The following is a 15,986-nucleotide window of genomic DNA, read 5'->3' as shown; positions in this document are numbered from 1 at the left end:
GATCTGATACTTAGGACTTTTGTCTTATCGCTCGCGCATCGCTTCGTGGACGTGGGCGAGCACCGGGGAGAGCAGGTAGTCGAGGACGCGGCGGCGGCCGGTCTTCACCTCCGCCGTCACCGCCATGCCGGGGGCCAGCGCGATGTCCTCGCCGGTCTCGCCGCGGATGGCGGTGCGCTCCAGCGCGATGCGGGCGGAGAATTTGGGGCCGTCCCGCTCGGCCGTGGCCGCCGGCTCGGCCGCTCCGGTGCGTGCCGCCGCCCCGTCGGGGGGCAGGATCACGTCGTGCGAAACCGCCAGGACCGTGCCGGGAAGCAGCCCGTAACGGGTGAAGGGGAAGGCATCGACCTTGATTTCCGCCGGCATGCCGGGATGGAGGAAGCCAATGTCCTTGTTTTCCACCTGCACTTCGACGATCAGGGTGCGGTTCGCCGGCACGATCACCATCAGCGGCTCCGCCGCCGTGACCACGCCGCCGACCGTGTGGACGGCAAGCTGCTGGATCATGCCGCCGACCGGCGCGGTCAGAAGCTGCCGCTCCCGCCGCCGTGCCGCCTTGGTCAGTTCCTGGCGCAAGGCGGCGGCACGCTTTTCGGCATCGGCGAGATCGGCCATCGCCTTGCCGTCGAACTCCGCGGTCACCCGCCGCCTCTCGTCCGCCAGCCCCTTCAGCGCCGCCTCGGCCTCGGCCTCGCGGTTCTTCGCGGCCACGGCGCCATATTCGACCTCGGCAAGCTCCTTCTCCAGCTCCAGCAGGTCGAAGCGCGGGCTGTAGCCGCGCTGGGACAGGTTCCGCTTGGCCTGCACCTGCTCCCGGATCAGCGGCAGGGTGGCGCCCAGCCGGGCCTTCTCGGCAGCCAAGGCGGCGATTTCCGCCCGGCGCTGGCGCTCCTGGCTGCCGATGGCGTCGAGCGCCGCGTCGCGGGCGGTCAGCTGGTTGACGAGGATCGAGCGCTGGAGCGCCACCAGGGCGGCGTCGGCGGTCGGCGGCGGATCGAAGCTGCGCCGGTCGGCCAACGCGGCCCGCAGGCGGGACGCCTCGGTCTCCGCCACCGCCAGTTCCCATTCGGCGCGGCCGGCGTCGGCGGCGCTGTCGGTGGGGTCGAGTTCCAGCAGGACCGCGCCCTGCTCCACCTGCTGTCCCTCGGTGACGCGGATGGCGCGGACGATGCCGGGCTCCAGCGTCTGCACCAGCTTGTTGCGGTCGCTGGGAATGAGGCGCCCGCGGGTGACGGCGGTGATGTCGATGTGGCCGATCCAGGCCCAGGCGACGGCGATGACGGCGAAGGCGACGATCAGCAGCGACACCGCCCTGGCGAAGGGCGACGGCGGCGTGTCCATCGCCTCCAGCGCAGCCGGCAGGAATTCCAGCTCGTGCCCGCGGCGCGGACGAGGACGCGGCGGTGCTGGAAGTGGCGTTGAGGATGGCTGTGGGGGCGATGCGGCCGGAGCGCCGGGAGCCGGCGCCGCTTCGGCTGCGCTCTCAGGCGACGCCATGATCGACCTCCGCCTGTCCGCCCGCCTGCATCCGCCACAGCGCCGCATAGCGTCCGCCGAGCCGGATCAGCTCGTCATGGGTGCCCTGCTCGGCGATCCGCCCCTCCTCCACCGTGACGATGCGGTCGCAGCCGCGCACGGTGGACAACCGGTGGGCGACGATCAGCACCGTGCGGTTGTCGCAGATGCGGCGCATGTTGGCCTGGATCGCCGCCTCGCTCTCGACGTCCAGCGCGCTGGTCGCCTCGTCGAAGATCAGGATGCGTGGATCGGTGGCGAGCGCGCGGGCGATGGCGACGCGCTGGCGCTGTCCGCCCGACAGGCTGGAGCCGCGCTCACCGATCACCGTGTCGTAGCCTTCCGGCAGGCCCAGGATGAAGCGGTCCGCCCCGGCCAGCCGCGCCGCCTCGACGATCCGCTCCATCGGCATGCCGGGATCGGCCAGCGCGATGTTGTCGCGGATCGACCGGTTGAACAGCACATTCTCCTGGAGGACGACGCCGATCTGCCGCCGCAGCCACGCCACGTCCACCAGCGACAGATCCACGTCGTCGATCAGCACCCGGCCGGATTCCGGGACATAGAGCCGCTGCACCAGCTTGGTCAGCGTGCTTTTCCCCGACCCCGACGAGCCGACGATGCCGACCGTCTCCCCCGCCTCCACCGTCAGATCGATGCCCTGCAAGGTGGGCGAGGCATCGGGGCGATAGCGGAAACCGACCCGGTCGAAGCGGATGCGGCCGCGGATCGCGGGCAACGGCAGCCGGCCGGGCTTGGCCGCCGGCTCCGGCGTGGTGTTGAGGATGTCGGCCAGCCGTTCGACGGAGACGCGGGCCTGCTGGAAATCGTTCCACAGCTGGGCCAGCCGCAGCACCGGCGACGACACGCGGCCAGCCAGCATGTTCACCGCCACCAGCGCGCCGATGGTGAGCGCGCCGTCGATCACCTCCTGCGCGCCGACATAGAGCAGGGCCGCCATGGTCAGCTTCGACACGAGTTGGACGCCCTGGCCGGCGACCACCCCCAGGCTGGACGCGCGGAAGGCGGCGCCGACATAGGCGGCCAGCCTCTCCTCCCAATGGCGGCGCATCTCCGGCTCCACCGCCATCGCCTTCAGCGTCTCGATGCCGGAGATGCTCTCGACCAGAAAGGCCTGGTTCTCCGCCCCCAGGGCGAATTTGGCCTCCAGCCGCCGCCGCAGGACCGGGGTGACGGCAAGGCTGATCGCGGCATAGACCGGCAGGGACGCCAGCACGATCCCGGTCAGGGCCGGGCTGTACCACCACATCACCGCCAGGAAGACGACCGTGAAGACCAGATCGATGACCAGGGTCAGGGCCGATCCGGTCAGAAAATCGCGGATGCGGTCCAGCTCGCGCACCCGCGCCACGTTGTCGCCGACCCGGCGCGCCTGGAAATAGGGCAGCGGCAGCGCCAGCAGATGGTCGAACAGCCGGGCGCCCAGCGTGACGTCGACCCGGCTGGTGGTGTGCGAGAACAGATAGCTGCGCAGGCCGCCCAGCACCGTTTCGAACAGCGAGACCACGACGAGGCCGACGACCAGGATGTCCAGCGTGGTCAGGCTGCGATGGGCCAGCACCTTGTCGACGACGACCTGGAAGAACAGCGGGCTGATCAGCCCGAACACCTGCAGCATGAAGGAGGCGAGCAGGATTTCCGAAAACAGCCGCCGGTATTTCAGCAGTGCCGGCACGAACCAGCCGATACCGAAACGGACCTGCGCCAGATCCAGCCCGGCCCGGCGCGCCATCAGCACCAGTTCGCCCGCCCAGGCCGGTTCGACCACCGCGCGCGGCAGGGCCAGCGGCTTCGATTCGAGCGGGTCCTGGATCAGCACCCGGTCGCCGTCGATCTTGGCGATGATGAAGTAGCGCCCGTCACGGCGCTTGGCGATGGCCGGCAACGGCGTGGCGGCCAGCCGATCCCAGCTTGTGGTGACGGATCGCGCCTTCAGGCCGAAGCGCTTTGCGGCGCGCAGGATGTCCAGCGTCTCCATCGCCCGGCCACGAACGGCATGATCGTGACGGATCTGCTCCGGATCGGCGGGATGGCCCATCAGGCGCAACATGAAGATAAGGCATGACAATCCGGTGTCCGGAGTCACGCTGTCCTCAACCAGACGCGGCATGCCTCGTTTCCTGATCTGGATACCGGCGCCGGCCCGAATCCGCGGACACGCCATGGGGAACGGACAACTCCGGAGAGATTTCCCGTTCGCTCACCCGATCTGCGCGCGCTTACTCGGAACGGAACGTCTTATTACGAGCGTGTGAGACTTTAATACCACCAAATAGCAAAGTGGTTGCGTTGCAATCAAGATAAATTGCCGTTGCGGCGGCCTTCTCTACCTAAGATGATATTCCCTTAATGATATTAAGGGAATTTTGCTAAAATTGTTTACATCGACATCCCGCTGTGCGTCCGGAAATGAGCTTCGAGCACCTTATTGGCGTGACCCTGATTGAGTGTCCTCACCACACTCCGTTAGAAAATCCATTCATGCCGCGTTTATTCCTGTGGAAACGCGACAGGTTTCTACACTGTTGACCGCGCAACAGAATCATGTTCCCATATTTTCTAGTAGATTTATGGACATATGGGAGCATCGCCATGCGACAGTCAGGACGCCTCAACCGCCGTGCCTTAGCGGCGGTCGCCGCATCGGTGATGGGGCTGCTGGTGACGTCGGCCATCGCGACGCCCGCGGCCGCCGGAGGGCGCATCCGGATCGCCGAGCAGTATGGCCTGGGCTATCTGCCGCTGCATGTGCTGCGCCACAACCAGCTGATCGAGAAGCACGGCAAGGCTCTTGGCCTCGACGTCACGGTGGACTGGGTCCAGCTGTCCGGCGGCGCGGCGATGAACGATGCGCTGCTGTCCGGCAGCATCGATCTGGGGTCCGCCGGGGTCGGGCCGCTCCTGACCATCTGGGACCGCACCAAGGGCAGCGCCAACGTCAAGGCCATCGCGTCGCTGAACGACATGCCGCTGTTCCTGACCACCAACAATCCGAAGGTCAAGACGCTGAAGGACTTCACCGATGCCGACAGGATCGCGCTGCCGGCGGTGAAGGTCGGGGTTCAGGCCCGCGTCCTGCAAATGGCGGTGGAGAAGGAGCTTGGCGCCGGCAAATTCGATGCGCTCGACAAGCTGACCGTGTCGATGCCGCATCCCGACGCCACGGCGGCCCTGCTATCGGGCAGCGGCGGCATCACCGCGCATCTCTCCAGCCCGCCCTTCCAGTACCAGCAGTTGGACGACCCGAAGATCCACAAGGTCGTCAGTTCTTACGACGTGCTGGGCGGCCCGCACAGCTTCAACCTGATCTGGAGCAAGCAGTCCTTCCGCGACGAGAACCCGAAGACCTACCGGGCCTTCCTCGATGCGCTCCGGGAAGCGATGGATCTGATCAACGCCAACCATGACGCGGCGGCGGACGCCTATCTGGCGCAGAACAAGGGCAGCCTGGACAAGGCCTACATCCTGCGCCTGCTGAACGACCCCGACATCCGCTTCACCGTCACGCCCAACCGGACGGAGGCCTTCGCCGATTTCATGCACAAGGTCGGCGCGATCAAGAACAAGCCGGCCTCGTGGAAGGATTACTTCTTCGACGACCTGCATGACGGCACCGGGAGCTGACGCGATGAACGCGCTGACCTACCCGCACAGCGTCGACAGCGACGGCCTGTCCGAACGGCCGCTGCTCGACGTGTCCGGCGTCACCCTGCAATACAAGACGCGCCGCCACCTCGTCACCGCGACCTACCGCGTCGATTTCCAGGTGTTCCAGTCCGAACGCTATGTCCTGCTGGGACCGTCGGGCTGCGGCAAATCCTCCCTGCTGAAGGCGGTCGGCGGCTTTCTCCAGCCGGTGGAGGGGGCGATCCGCCTGAACGGTCGCACGGTGACGAAGCCCGGCCCCGACCGCATGATGGTCTTTCAGGAATTCGACCAGCTTCCGCCCTGGAAGACGGTCAAGGAGAACGTCATGTTCCCCCTGCTGGCCAGCGGCAAGGCCAAGCGGCGGGAGGCGGAGGAAAAGGTGCTCGACTGCATCGCCCGGGTGAACCTGACAAAGTTCGCCGACGTCCACCCGCACATGCTGTCGGGCGGCATGAAGCAGCGAGTCGCCATCGCCCGCGCCATGGCGATGGAGCCGGACATCCTGCTGATGGACGAGCCCTTCGCGGCGCTCGACGCGCTGACCCGGCGCAAGATGCAGGAGGAGCTGCTGCAACTGTGGGACGATTTGCGCTTCACCGTGCTGTTCGTTACCCATTCCATCGAGGAGGCGCTGGTCGTCGGATCGCGCATCCTGGTGCTGTCGCCCCATCCGGGACAGGTGAAGGCGGAGGTCAACTGCGACGGCTACGACCATGGCGCCGTCGGCGGGGCGGAGTTCCAGAGCCTTGCCAACCGCATCCACACCATGCTGTTCGCCGAGGATGTCGAAGGCGGCGTGAAGGGGGCCCACGCATGACCGACCTGTCCTTTTCCCCGCGCCCTCTTCCCCCCGGCGGCCGGCGCGAGCCGCCGCTGCGCCCGGAGTATGAGCGCACCGTCACCGCCACCGGCCCCATCGGCGACGTCGCCCGCCCGCTGTCCCCGTGGGAGCGGCTCGGCAACGTCACCGCGCTGCGCCGGCTGCTGGTGCTGGCGGCGGTCGCGGCGTTGTGGCAGGCGGCGGCGGTCTGGCAGAACAACCCGCTGATGTTCCCGACCTTCACCGACACCGCGGCGGCACTGTGGGACGCCATCCGCCGCGACACTCTGCTGTCGATGGCCTGGACCTCGCTGGCGGTGTTGCTGAAGGGTTATGCGGTTGCGGTGGTGCTGGCCGTGCTGCTGACCACGGTCGCCGTTTCCACCCGCATCGGTAACGACCTGCTGTCGACGCTGACCTCGATGTTCAACCCGCTGCCGGCCATCGCCTTGCTGCCGATCGCCATGCTGTGGTTCGGACTGGGTGAGATCAGCCTGATCTTCGTGCTGGTCCATGCCGTGCTGTGGCCGCTGGCGCTGAACACCCATGCCGGCTTCACCTCGGTGTCCGAAACCCTACGGATGGCCGGGCGGAACTACGGGCTGGGGAGCTTTCGCTATGTCGTCACGCTGCTGATCCCGGCGGCTTTCCCGGCGATCCTCACCGGCCTCAAGGTCGGCTGGGCCTTCGCCTGGCGGACGCTGATCGCGGCGGAACTGGTGTTCGGCGTGTCCTCCGGCAAGGGCGGGCTCGGCTGGTTCATCTTCCAGAACCGCAACGAGCTTTACATCGACAAGGTCTTCGCCGGACTCGTCACCGTCATCCTGATCGGCCTGCTGGTCGAAAACGTCGTCTTCCGGTGGATCGAGATCCACACGGTCCGCAAATGGGGCATGGTCCGCTAAATGGCTTTCCAAGACATCAACCCGGTGCGCTTCGATTCCAACCTGACGGTCGAGCGCCCGACCTTCGTCACCCATCTGGAATGCGCCTACACCGGCGAGCGGTACGAGGCCGACACCGTCCACAACCTGTCGCGCGCCGGCAAGCCGCTGCTGGTCCGCTACGACCTGAACGGCGTGAAGCAGACGCTGACCAAAAGCTCGCTGTCCGAACGCCCGCAGGATCTGTGGCGCTACCGCGAGCTTCTGCCCGTCCGCAAGGTCGAGGACATCGTCAGCCTGGGCGAGGCGGTGACCCCGCTGGTGCCGCTGCCCCGGCTGGCGAAGCGGCTCGGTGCGGCGGAGCTGCTGGTGAAGGACGAGGGACGGCTGCCGACCGGCTCTTTCAAGGCGCGCGGGCTGGTGATGGCGGTATCGATGGCGAAAGCCTTCAACATCAAGCACATGGCGATGCCGACCAACGGCAATGCCGGGGCGGCGCTGGCCGCCTACGCCACCCGCGCCGGCATCCGCACCACCATCTTCTGCCCGGCCGACACGCCGGAGGTGAACGTGTCGGAGATCGAACTGCAAGGCGCCACCGTCTACCGCGTCAACGGCCTGATCGACGATTGCGGGAAGATCGTCGGCGAGGGCAAGGCCAAGGTCGGCTGGTTCGACGTCTCCACCTTGAAGGAGCCCTACCGGATCGAGGGCAAGAAGACGATGGGGCTGGAGCTTGCCGAGCAGCTGGGCTGGGAGGTGCCGGACGTCATCTTCTATCCCACTGGCGGCGGCACCGGCCTGATCGGCATGTGGAAGGCCTTCGCCGAGCTGGAGGCCATCGGCTTCATCGGCGCGAAGCGCCCGCGCATGGTGGCGGTCCAGGCCGCCGGCTGCGCGCCGATGGTGCGCGCCTGGGAACAGGGGGAGGAGCATGCCCCGCGCTGGGAGGACGCCCACACCATCGCGTCGGGCATCCGGGTGCCGCAGGCGGTCGGCGATTTCCTGATCCTGCGCGCCGTGCGCGAGAGCGGCGGCTTCGCCATCGCCGTGCCCGACGACGCCATTCAGGCCGCGTTGAACGAGGTGGCGCGGGAGGAAGGCTTCCTGCTCTGCCCCGAAGGCGCCGCGACCTACGCCGCCTATAAACAGGCTCTGGCCGACGGCCGGGTCGGCAAGGAGGAACGCGCCGTCCTGTTCAACTGCGCCACCGGCCTGAAATACCCGCTGCCGCCGGTGCACCGCACGCTCGACCGCACCCGGCCCATCGACTATTCGCTCTTTCAGGACAGCGGACGATGAGCGAGGTGCGTTACCGCCCGGACCGGCTGGTCGCGACGCTCGACGCCATTCTCCGCCGCAGCGGCAGCTCGGCGGAGGAGGCGGCCATCGTCGCCGCCAATCTGGTGGAGGCCGATGCCCGCGGCCATGCCAGCCACGGCGTCTGCCAGATCGCCGTCTATGCCCGCAGCCTTGAGCTTGGCCATCTCCAGCCCAACCGCCATGCCCGCATCGTCCGCGACGAGGCGCCTTTTCTGGTGGTCGACGGCGATGTCGGCTATGGGCAGGTGATCGCGCGGGAGGCGACCGACCTCGCCATCGAGCGGGCCAGGGCCGGCGGCGCCTGCATTCTGGCATTGCGCAACGCCCACCATATCGGCCGCGTCGGCTCCTATGGCGAGCAGTGCATCGCCGCCGGTCTGATCGGCCTCTACTTCGTCAATGTGGTCAGCCGTCCGCTGGCGGCTCCGCATGGCGGCGGCAGGCCACGACTGGGCACAAATCCGGTCTGCATCGCCGTTCCCGGCACGCCGGGATTCGCACCCTTCCTGCTCGATTTCGCCACCAGCGCCATCGCCGCCAACAAATGCCGGATCGCCGCCTCTCTGGGCAAGGAGGTGGAGGATGGCCTGCTGCTCGACCCGGACGGACGGCCGACGCGCGATCCGGCCGTGATGTTCACCGAGCCGACCGGCGCCATCCTGCCCTTCGGCGGCCACAAGGGCTACGGTCTGGCACTGGCCTGTGAAATCCTGGCGGGTGCCCTGGCCGGCGGCCTGCCCGCTTTGCCGGAAAACCTGCGACCGGGCCGGGTGGTCAACAACGCGCTGGCCTTCGTCATCGACCCCAACCGGGTGGCCGGACCGGAATGGCAGACCCTGACCGACGCCGTGCTCGACCATGTCGCCGACACGCCCGTCGCCCCCGGCAGCGACGGCGTCAGCATTCCCGGCGAACCGGAGGCGCTGCACCGCATGGCCGCCATGGACCGCGGTATCGCGCTCGACCCCGACACGGTCGCGGCACTGCACCGCATCGGCGGCGGGCTCGGGCTGGATGTGCAGGGGTTGCTGGAGGGTTGAACGGGGCGGAGTTCCGCTCCGCCCCATCGCCTGCTCCGCCCCATCCGGTCAGGCGGTGATCCGGTTCCGCAAGATCCCGTCCTCAAGGAACAGCCGCACCGTCTCCGCCGCGTTGCGCCGCATCTCCACCGCTGCCTGATCGGAGTGGAAGGCGTTGTGCGGCGTCACCACCAGCCGCCCGGCGAGCCAATCCTCCCGCGCCCGCCATGCATCCAGCAGCGGGTGGGGGGCCGGCGGCTCGACCGGCAGCACGTCGGTCCCGACGGCGGCGAGCCGGCCGCTGCGCAGGGCCGCCTCCAGCGGATCCAGCCCGGCGAACAGCTCGCCGCGCGCGGTGTTGACCAGGATGGCGCCCGGCTTCATTGCCGCCAGGGTGGCCTCGTTCAGCAGGCCGCGCGTCTCGCCGTTCAGCGGACAGTGGAAGGTGACGATGTCGGACTCTGCCAGCAGTTCCTCCAGCCGGCGGACGCGGCGATAGCCGACAGCCTTCTCGTGCCCGGCAGGCTGGAACGGATCGTAGCCCAGGATGCGGTGGCCGAAGCCCTTCAGCCGGTTCACCACCGCGGTGCCGATCCGTCCGACCCCGACCACTCCGACCGTCGCGACGTTGGACCGGCGCAGCGGGGTCAAGGTGTTCGCCTGCCATGCCGTCGTGTAGCCGCGGGCGCAGGCATCATGCTCCCACAGCCGGCGTTGCAGCGACAGGATCATGGCGACGGCGTGGTCGGCGACCTCCTCCGTCCCGTAATCGGGGTTGTTGCAGAAGGGAATCCCGGCGGCCTCCAGCGCCGCGACATCGACCCGGTCATAGCCGACGCCGAACCGCACGACGATCCGGCAACGCTTCAACCGCTCGACGGTGGCGGGGCCGATGCGTGTGCTCCACACCAGCAGGGCATCCAGGCGGGCAAGGCGGTCCGGGTCGAGATCCTCCTCCCGCCGGCAGTCGAGAAAATCGACCTCCGCAAACCCGTCCAGCACGGCGGCCTCCAGATCGGGAGGTGGAATCATGTGGTCGGTGACCCCGACGACCAACCGCCCGGCGCTGTGCTGCCCCATCCCCATCGCTCCCGTCACCGTTCGAACCAAGTGTCCGTCATTTTCCCATGCCGCACTGGATTTTCAAAGCCGATTGCCGCTTTGCGCAATAGGAAATGACCGCCTCACGCGAAAGGCTCCGGTTTCACTTGCGCGGGCGCAGGAAGAACAGCATGGCGAGACCGGACAGCAGGATCGACAGCATCACCCACCAGAAGGCGTGCGGCGAGACATGATCCTCGATGGCGCCGACCCCCGGCACCCCCGCCACATTCATGCCGAAGATGCCCGAGATCAGGGTCATCGGCGCGAAGATCACGGTCACCACCGCCAGCACATGCAGGCTGTGGTTCTGCTGGTCGGCGACACGGGCGAGAAGCTCGTCCTGCAAAACCTTGGCCCGGTCCTGCAACGCCTCGATGTCGTAGAGCACCCCGGCGAATTTCTCGACCGAATGACCCAGGCGGGCGCGGTCGTCGTCGTCGATCCAGGGCACTCCGCTGGTGGCGAGCCGGCCCAGCGCCGCACGCTGCGGCGAGACATGGCGGCGCAGCCTGACGATCAGCTGGCGCAGCTGGCCCAGCCGCTGCCGGGCGAGCTGGTAGCGTTCGGCCAGCACGGTGTCCTCCACCTTGTCCAGATCGGCTTCGGCCCGCGTCACCACCTCGCCCAGCGTGTCGGCCAGCATGTCGATCAACTCGGCCATCAGGGCGGCGGTGCTGCCGTAGCAGCCCTGGTCGTGCAGGGACTTGCGCAGGCGGTCGATCGCCTTCAGCGGATGCCGCCGGCAACTGACGATGCGGCGTTCGTCCATGAACAGGCGCAGGGTGCCGATGTCCGACGGCTCGAACTTGAAGTCGTAATGCATGTCGCTCAGCACGGCGAGGAAGCCGTCGTCGAACGGCTCCAGCCGCGTCCGGTCGTCCTTGGCGTCCAACAGGATCTCGCGGGCAAACTCGTCGAGCCCGCTCTTGCGGTCCAGCCAGTCGCGCGCCCGCGCGGAGGCGAGATTGAAGTGCAGCCACAGCACACCGCCGCTGCGCCGCTGCGCCGCGTCGATCTCATCGAAGGACACCGGCACCGGCGGCGCATCGGGGGTTAGGAAATAACCGCAGATCAGGTCGGTCCCGGTATCGAGCTTGATTGGCACTGCCATACCCGGCGAACCTTCCATTGCCTCTTCGCCGGCTGGGTGCCGGCCGGCGGGCAGGATACGCCGGCGGACGTGTGGCGCAACCTCGTCCTTGGGCGCTTGGAGCAACTGCAACAAGACCGTCTTGAAACCGTCATCACCCTGTCGCGCGTTTTGCGGCATCAACGCGCGGGCGTCACCATTCGACAGGGGCATGACCGTGAGGACCGAGACCGCCGCCGGCGCCCACGACATGGACGCCTGCGATTTTGCCCGCCATATCCAAGACCCTGTCGGCCGACTCCGGTCCGACTCGCAGCATCCCGTGATCCGCCAATCCACCGAGTCGGACGTGCCGGCGATGCTGGAGATCTACGGCTACCATATCCAGCACGGCCTCGGCCCCTTCGACATCGAGCCGCTGCACCCGGAAGAGCTGAAGCGCCGGCGCAAGGCGATGCTGAAGCGCCGCCTGCCGCATCTGGTGGCCGATCTCGACAGCGCCATCGCCGGCTACGCCTATGCGGCGCCGTTCCGCAAGCGCCCGGCCTACCGCTACACGGTCGAACACTCGATCTACGTTCATAAGGATTTCCAGGGCCTCGGCATCGGCCGCCGGCTGCTGTCGGCGCTGGTCGATGCCTGCACCGTCGCCGGCTGCCGGCAGATGGTCGCCGTGGTCGACAGCGCCAACGCCCCGTCGCTGCGCCTGCATGAGTCCTGCGGCTTCGAGCAGGCCGGCGTTCTGCGCTCGGTCGGTTTCAAGTTCGGCCGCTGGACCGACAGCGTCTTCCTCCAGCGCGCGCTCGGCCCCGCCGACGGCGCGCTGCCCGACGACCATCGCGGCGGCACCGTCCAGGCCGGCGACTGACAGCCTTCCATCCCCCGGAGTTCCCCCATGGATTTCTTTCGACGCTTCTCCTTCCTCGTCTGCGCCCCGGCCTTCGACGCCGACGAGCTGGAAGGCGTGCGCGTGCAGCAGATCGTCGCCGAGGTCGAGCGCATCGGCTTCGAGGTGGTGCGGACGCGCCGCGTCGAGGATGCCGAGCTGGCGATCCGCACCGACGCCGCCATCGGCTGCATGATCGTCGATTGGGGCAAGCGCGGGCTGGAGGGCAAGCCGGCCTCGCTGATCGCGCTGGCGCGCAAGCGCGGGCTGGAGATGCCGATCATCCTGCTGGTCCGCCGCCAGCGGCTGGAGAACATCCCGGTCGACGTGCTCAATCAGGTCGACGGCTATGTCTTCCTGGCCGAGGAAACGCCGGAGTTCATCGCCAAGAACCTCGTCTCCCGCCTCAAGCAGTATGCCGAGACGCTGAAGACGCCGTTCTTCGGCGAACTGGTGGATTATGCCGAGGAAGGCAACCAGCTGTGGACCTGCCCCGGCCACAATGGCGGCATCTTCTACAGCCGCAGCCCCATCGGCCGCATCTTCGTCGAGCATCTGGGCGAGGCGGTGTTCCGCGACGACATCGACAACTCGGTGCTGGAGATGGGCGACCTGCTGGTCCATGAGGGGCCGGCGCTGAAGGCGCAGAAGGAAGCCGCCAAGATCTTCGGTGCCGAGCGCACTTACTTCGTGCTCAACGGCACCTCGGCCTCCAACAAGATCGTGCTGTCGGCGCTGGTGGCGGAGGATGACCTCGTCCTCTTCGACCGCAACAACCACAAGGCCGCCCACCATGGCGGGCTGTTCCTCGGTGGCGGCATCCCGATCTTCCTGGAGACCGACCGCAACCCCTACGGCCTGATCGGTCCCATCGACCACGAGGCGCTGGACGAGGAACGCATCCGCGAGAAGATCCGCAAAAACCCCCTGGTCAAGGACCCGGACGCCTGGAAGCGGGAGCGGCCGTTCCGCGCCGCGGTGATCCAGCAATGCAGCTACGACGGCACCATCTACAGCGCCGAGACCATCCTGGCGAAGATCGGCCATCTCTGCGACTACATCCTCTTCGACGAGGCGTGGGCCGGCTTCCTGAAGTTCCACCCGCTGTTCAAGGGCCGCTTCGCCATGGGGCTGGACGGCCTGCATGACGGGCACCCCGGCATCATTGCCACCCAGTCGACCCACAAGCAGCTGGCGAGCTTCTCCCAGGCCTCGCAGATCCATGTGAAGGACAGCCACATCAAGGGCCAGCGCCGCCGGGTGGAGCATCGCCGCTTCAACGAAACCTTCCTGCTGCACGCCTCGACCTCGCCCTTCTACCCGCTGTTCGCCTCGCTCGATGTCGGCGCGCAGATGATGAAGGGTAAGTCCGGCGAGGTGCTGTGGGACGACACCATCCGGCTCGGCATCGAGCTGCGCAAGAAGCTGCGCGCCATCCGCCGCGAGTTCGACGAGCGCGAGAGCGACCCGGCGCGCCGCTGGTTCTTCGACCCCTTCGTGCCCGACCGGGTGGAGGTCGGCGGCGCCACGACGGGAACCACAGTGGCGTGGGAAGACGTGCCGACCGACGCGCTGGCCTCCGACGTGCGGCATTGGGAATTCGTGCCGGGGGCGGACTGGCACGGCTTCCGCCATGTGGCGGCCGGCTATGCGATGACCGACCCCAACAAGCTGACCCTGCTCACCCCCGGTTTCGACCGCCGCACCGGGGCCTATGAGGACCACGGCATCCCGGCCCCGGTGGTGGCGCAGTATCTGCGCGAGAACCGCATCGTTCCGGAGAAGAACGACCTCAACTCGATCCTCTTCCTGCTGACGCCCGGCGTGGAATCGAGCAAGGCCGGCACGCTGCTGAGTGCACTGGTGGCGTTCAAGCGGCTGCACGACGACAATGCGCTGCTGGAGGACGTGATCCCGGAATTCGTCGCCCGCCGCCCGGCCCGCTACACTGGCCGCCGGCTGCGCGACCTGTGCGCGGAGATGCACGCCTATTATCGCGAGCGCGGCACCAACGACCTGCAGCGCCGCATGTTCCGCCCCGACCATCTGCCCGCCATGGTGATGCCGCCGCGCGAAGCGGTGCGGCATCTGGTGCGCAACGACGTGGATTACCTGCCCATCGACCGCATCGCCGGACGGATCGCCACCACCCTGTGGGTGGTCTACCCGCCGGGCATCGCCACCATCGTGCCGGGCGAGCGGCTGGACGACCATGCCCGGCCGATGATCGAATATCTCCAGGTCTTCCAGGAAGGCGCCAACCGCTTCCCCGGCTTCGACAACGAAATCCAGGGCCTGTACCGCGAGACGGAACCCGACGGGTCGATCCGCTTCTACACCTATGTCGTGCGCGAACCCGGCGCGGACTGAACCCGCGCCGGGATTTGGAGGAGGCGGTTCGAACCGCCTCCTCTCCAATCTTCAATAGGGCCGGTCGCCCAGCACGGTGGCGCGGTGCATGATGCGGCGGTGCGGCGAATAGTCGTTCACCGCGTAATGCTGGGTCGACCGGTTGTCCCACAGCACCAGATCGTCCTCCTTCCAGCGCCAGCGCACGGTGAATTCCGGGCGGCTGATGTGGTCGTACAGGAACTCAAGGATCGCGGCGCTTTCCCGGTCGCTCAGCCCGACGATGCGGGACGTGAAGTTCTCGTTCACGAACAGCGCCTTGGCCCCACTGACCGGATGGGTGCGGATGACCGGATGCACCACAGCCGGATGCTTGTCGCGCGCCGTCTTCCAGCGGGCATGAGTCTCGGGATCGCCGTTGTGGCGCCACTCCGGGAAGGAGCGGGTAAAGTCGTGCAGCGCCTTCAGCGGCTCCAGCAGGCGGCGGATCGGTTCCGACAGTCCGTTGTAGGCGGCGATGTTGCTGGCCCACACCGTGTCGCCGCCGATAGGCGGAATCAGTTTGCCCGACAGGGCGACGATGGCCGGCGGCGTTTCGATGCAGGTGACGTCGGTGTGCCAGACGTCGTTGTCGGTCGGGTTGTGCGGCCCGGTGTCCAACACCATGATCTCCGGCTGCTCGGGCACCTTCGGATAGATCGGATGGACGTGCAGCTGGCCGAAGCGGACGGCGAAGTCGCGCTGCGCCTGCGGCGTCAGCGGCTGGTTTTCGAAGAACAGTACCTGATGGGCGACCAGCGCCCGCTCCAGCGCCGCCGCTTCGCTGTCCGACAGCGGGCGGGAGAGGTCGATCCCCTCCACCCGCGCCCCGATGGCGGGGCTGACGGGCGTGACGGTCAGGGCGGACAAGGCGATGTCTGGCATGGCGGTTCCCCAATCTTCTTGTATGGCGGTTTTTGAAAGTCCGGCGGCCGGCCGCCCTCAGGACTTGCCCTTCCACGGCACCAGCCACGCTTCCAGCAGGCGCATTCCGTAAGAAAAGGCGAAGGCGAAGACCGCAATGATGCCGATGCCGACGAAGACCACGTCGGTGGCGAGGAAATGCGAGGCGGACATGATCATGAAACCGATGCCGCGGGTGGCGGCGATCAGTTCCGCCGCGACCAGCGTGCTCCAGCCGACGCCGATGCCGATGCGCAGGCCGGTCAGGATTTCCGGCAGGGCACTGGGCAGCACGATGGCGCGGAACAGCTGCCAGCGGCTAATGACTACCGACGCCTTCGACGGCTCCAAGGCTGGGTTCCGGCTGGATGGCACCGCGGCGGAC

Annotated in this window: 13 protein-coding genes; 7 read left to right on the top strand and 6 right to left on the bottom strand. The window is 67.6% G+C overall.

Translation table 11 applies throughout. The annotated features are described in order from the left end of the window. Positions 1-24 precede the first annotated feature (24 nt). Both VH569_RS07750 and VH569_RS07745 read right to left on the bottom strand, forming a co-directional pair. Positions 25-1,497, bottom strand: coding sequence for an HlyD family type I secretion periplasmic adaptor subunit (locus VH569_RS07750; protein ID WP_423314817.1), 1,473 nt, complete (start codon positions 1,495-1,497; stop codon positions 25-27). Then, positions 1,484-3,646, bottom strand: coding sequence for a type I secretion system permease/ATPase (locus tag VH569_RS07745; protein WP_423314816.1), 2,163 nt, complete (start codon positions 3,644-3,646; stop codon positions 1,484-1,486). Before VH569_RS07745 ends, VH569_RS07750 begins: the two co-directional genes overlap by 14 nt. Positions 3,647-4,128: 482 nt before the next feature. On the opposite strand from VH569_RS07745, the gene VH569_RS07740 reads away from it, so the two are divergent. From VH569_RS07740 to VH569_RS07720, 5 genes are read left to right on the top strand one after another with little or no spacing between them, the layout of a single operon-like run. Beyond that, positions 4,129-5,160 (top strand): ABC transporter substrate-binding protein, encoded by a 1,032-nt coding sequence (locus VH569_RS07740; RefSeq protein ID WP_423314815.1) that lies wholly within the window; start codon positions 4,129-4,131, stop codon positions 5,158-5,160. A gap of 4 nt (positions 5,161-5,164) precedes the next feature. Beyond that, on the top strand, positions 5,165-6,001 hold the full coding sequence (locus VH569_RS07735) for an ABC transporter ATP-binding protein (protein WP_423314814.1): 837 nt from the start codon (positions 5,165-5,167) through the stop codon (positions 5,999-6,001). Beyond that, a complete protein-coding gene (locus VH569_RS07730; RefSeq protein ID WP_423314813.1) occupies positions 5,998-6,909 on the top strand; it encodes an ABC transporter permease in 912 nt (303 codons plus the stop codon). Before VH569_RS07735 ends, VH569_RS07730 begins: the two co-directional genes overlap by 4 nt. Continuing rightward, on the top strand, positions 6,910-8,190 hold the full coding sequence (locus tag VH569_RS07725) for a threonine synthase (protein ID WP_423314812.1): 1,281 nt from the start codon (positions 6,910-6,912) through the stop codon (positions 8,188-8,190). It begins immediately after the preceding gene. After that, the gene (locus VH569_RS07720; protein ID WP_423314811.1) at positions 8,187-9,251 is read left to right on the top strand and encodes a malate/lactate/ureidoglycolate dehydrogenase; all 1,065 of its coding nucleotides are present in this window, start codon (positions 8,187-8,189) and stop codon (positions 9,249-9,251) included. The genes VH569_RS07725 and VH569_RS07720 overlap by 4 nt, the downstream gene beginning before the upstream one ends. A gap of 48 nt (positions 9,252-9,299) precedes the next feature. Here the strand turns inward: VH569_RS07720 and VH569_RS07715 are convergent, their stop codons facing one another. Together VH569_RS07715 and VH569_RS07710 are read right to left on the bottom strand one after the other, a co-directional pair. Beyond that, the gene (locus VH569_RS07715) at positions 9,300-10,310 is read right to left on the bottom strand and encodes a C-terminal binding protein (RefSeq protein ID WP_423314810.1); all 1,011 of its coding nucleotides are present in this window, start codon (positions 10,308-10,310) and stop codon (positions 9,300-9,302) included. A gap of 124 nt (positions 10,311-10,434) precedes the next feature. Next, complete coding sequence (locus VH569_RS07710; RefSeq protein ID WP_109051646.1) at positions 10,435-11,445, bottom strand: CorA family divalent cation transporter; 1,011 nt, start codon at positions 11,443-11,445, stop codon at positions 10,435-10,437. Between the two features lie 190 nt (positions 11,446-11,635). Between VH569_RS07710 and VH569_RS07705 the strand changes: the two genes are divergently transcribed. Both VH569_RS07705 and VH569_RS07700 read left to right on the top strand, forming a co-directional pair. Further along, positions 11,636-12,292, top strand: coding sequence for a GNAT family N-acetyltransferase (locus VH569_RS07705; RefSeq protein WP_423314809.1), 657 nt, complete (start codon positions 11,636-11,638; stop codon positions 12,290-12,292). A gap of 27 nt (positions 12,293-12,319) precedes the next feature. Then, positions 12,320-14,680: an Orn/Lys/Arg decarboxylase N-terminal domain-containing protein gene (locus VH569_RS07700; protein WP_423314808.1), complete on the top strand. Its 2,361-nt coding sequence runs from the start codon at positions 12,320-12,322 to the stop codon at positions 14,678-14,680. A gap of 51 nt (positions 14,681-14,731) precedes the next feature. On the opposite strand, the gene tauD is transcribed toward VH569_RS07700, so the two are convergent. Both tauD and VH569_RS07690 read right to left on the bottom strand, forming a co-directional pair. Next, the gene (tauD, locus tag VH569_RS07695) at positions 14,732-15,583 is read right to left on the bottom strand and encodes a taurine dioxygenase (RefSeq protein WP_423314807.1); all 852 of its coding nucleotides are present in this window, start codon (positions 15,581-15,583) and stop codon (positions 14,732-14,734) included. Positions 15,584-15,640: 57 nt separating this feature from the next. Continuing rightward, the coding region (locus tag VH569_RS07690) for an ABC transporter permease subunit (protein WP_423314806.1) at positions 15,641-15,986 on the bottom strand (346 nt) is incomplete at its 5' end.

It is taken from the genome of Azospirillum sp. 11R-A, from assembly GCF_049472615.1.
GTDB classification, from domain to species: domain Bacteria; phylum Pseudomonadota; class Alphaproteobacteria; order Azospirillales; family Azospirillaceae; genus Azospirillum; species Azospirillum palustre.
This window is presented reverse-complemented; position numbering and strand designations above follow the sequence as displayed.

Coding starts and splice junctions, on each gene's coding strand:
- VH569_RS07725 (WP_423314812.1), top strand. CDS start 6,910: ATGGCTTTCCAAGACATCAACCCGGTGCGCTTCGATTCCAACCTGACG.
- VH569_RS07750 (WP_423314817.1), bottom strand. CDS start 1,497: ATGGCGTCGCCTGAGAGCGCAGCCGAAGCGGCGCCGGCTCCCGGCGCT.
- VH569_RS07715 (WP_423314810.1), bottom strand. CDS start 10,310: ATGGGGCAGCACAGCGCCGGGCGGTTGGTCGTCGGGGTCACCGACCAC.
- VH569_RS07705 (WP_423314809.1), top strand. CDS start 11,636: ATGACCGTGAGGACCGAGACCGCCGCCGGCGCCCACGACATGGACGCC.
- VH569_RS07720 (WP_423314811.1), top strand. CDS start 8,187: ATGAGCGAGGTGCGTTACCGCCCGGACCGGCTGGTCGCGACGCTCGAC.
- VH569_RS07735 (WP_423314814.1), top strand. CDS start 5,165: ATGAACGCGCTGACCTACCCGCACAGCGTCGACAGCGACGGCCTGTCC.
- VH569_RS07730 (WP_423314813.1), top strand. CDS start 5,998: ATGACCGACCTGTCCTTTTCCCCGCGCCCTCTTCCCCCCGGCGGCCGG.
- tauD (WP_423314807.1), bottom strand. CDS start 15,583: ATGCCAGACATCGCCTTGTCCGCCCTGACCGTCACGCCCGTCAGCCCC.
- VH569_RS07740 (WP_423314815.1), top strand. CDS start 4,129: ATGCGACAGTCAGGACGCCTCAACCGCCGTGCCTTAGCGGCGGTCGCC.
- VH569_RS07710 (WP_109051646.1), bottom strand. CDS start 11,445: ATGGCAGTGCCAATCAAGCTCGATACCGGGACCGACCTGATCTGCGGT.
- VH569_RS07700 (WP_423314808.1), top strand. CDS start 12,320: ATGGATTTCTTTCGACGCTTCTCCTTCCTCGTCTGCGCCCCGGCCTTC.
- VH569_RS07745 (WP_423314816.1), bottom strand. CDS start 3,646: ATGCCGCGTCTGGTTGAGGACAGCGTGACTCCGGACACCGGATTGTCA.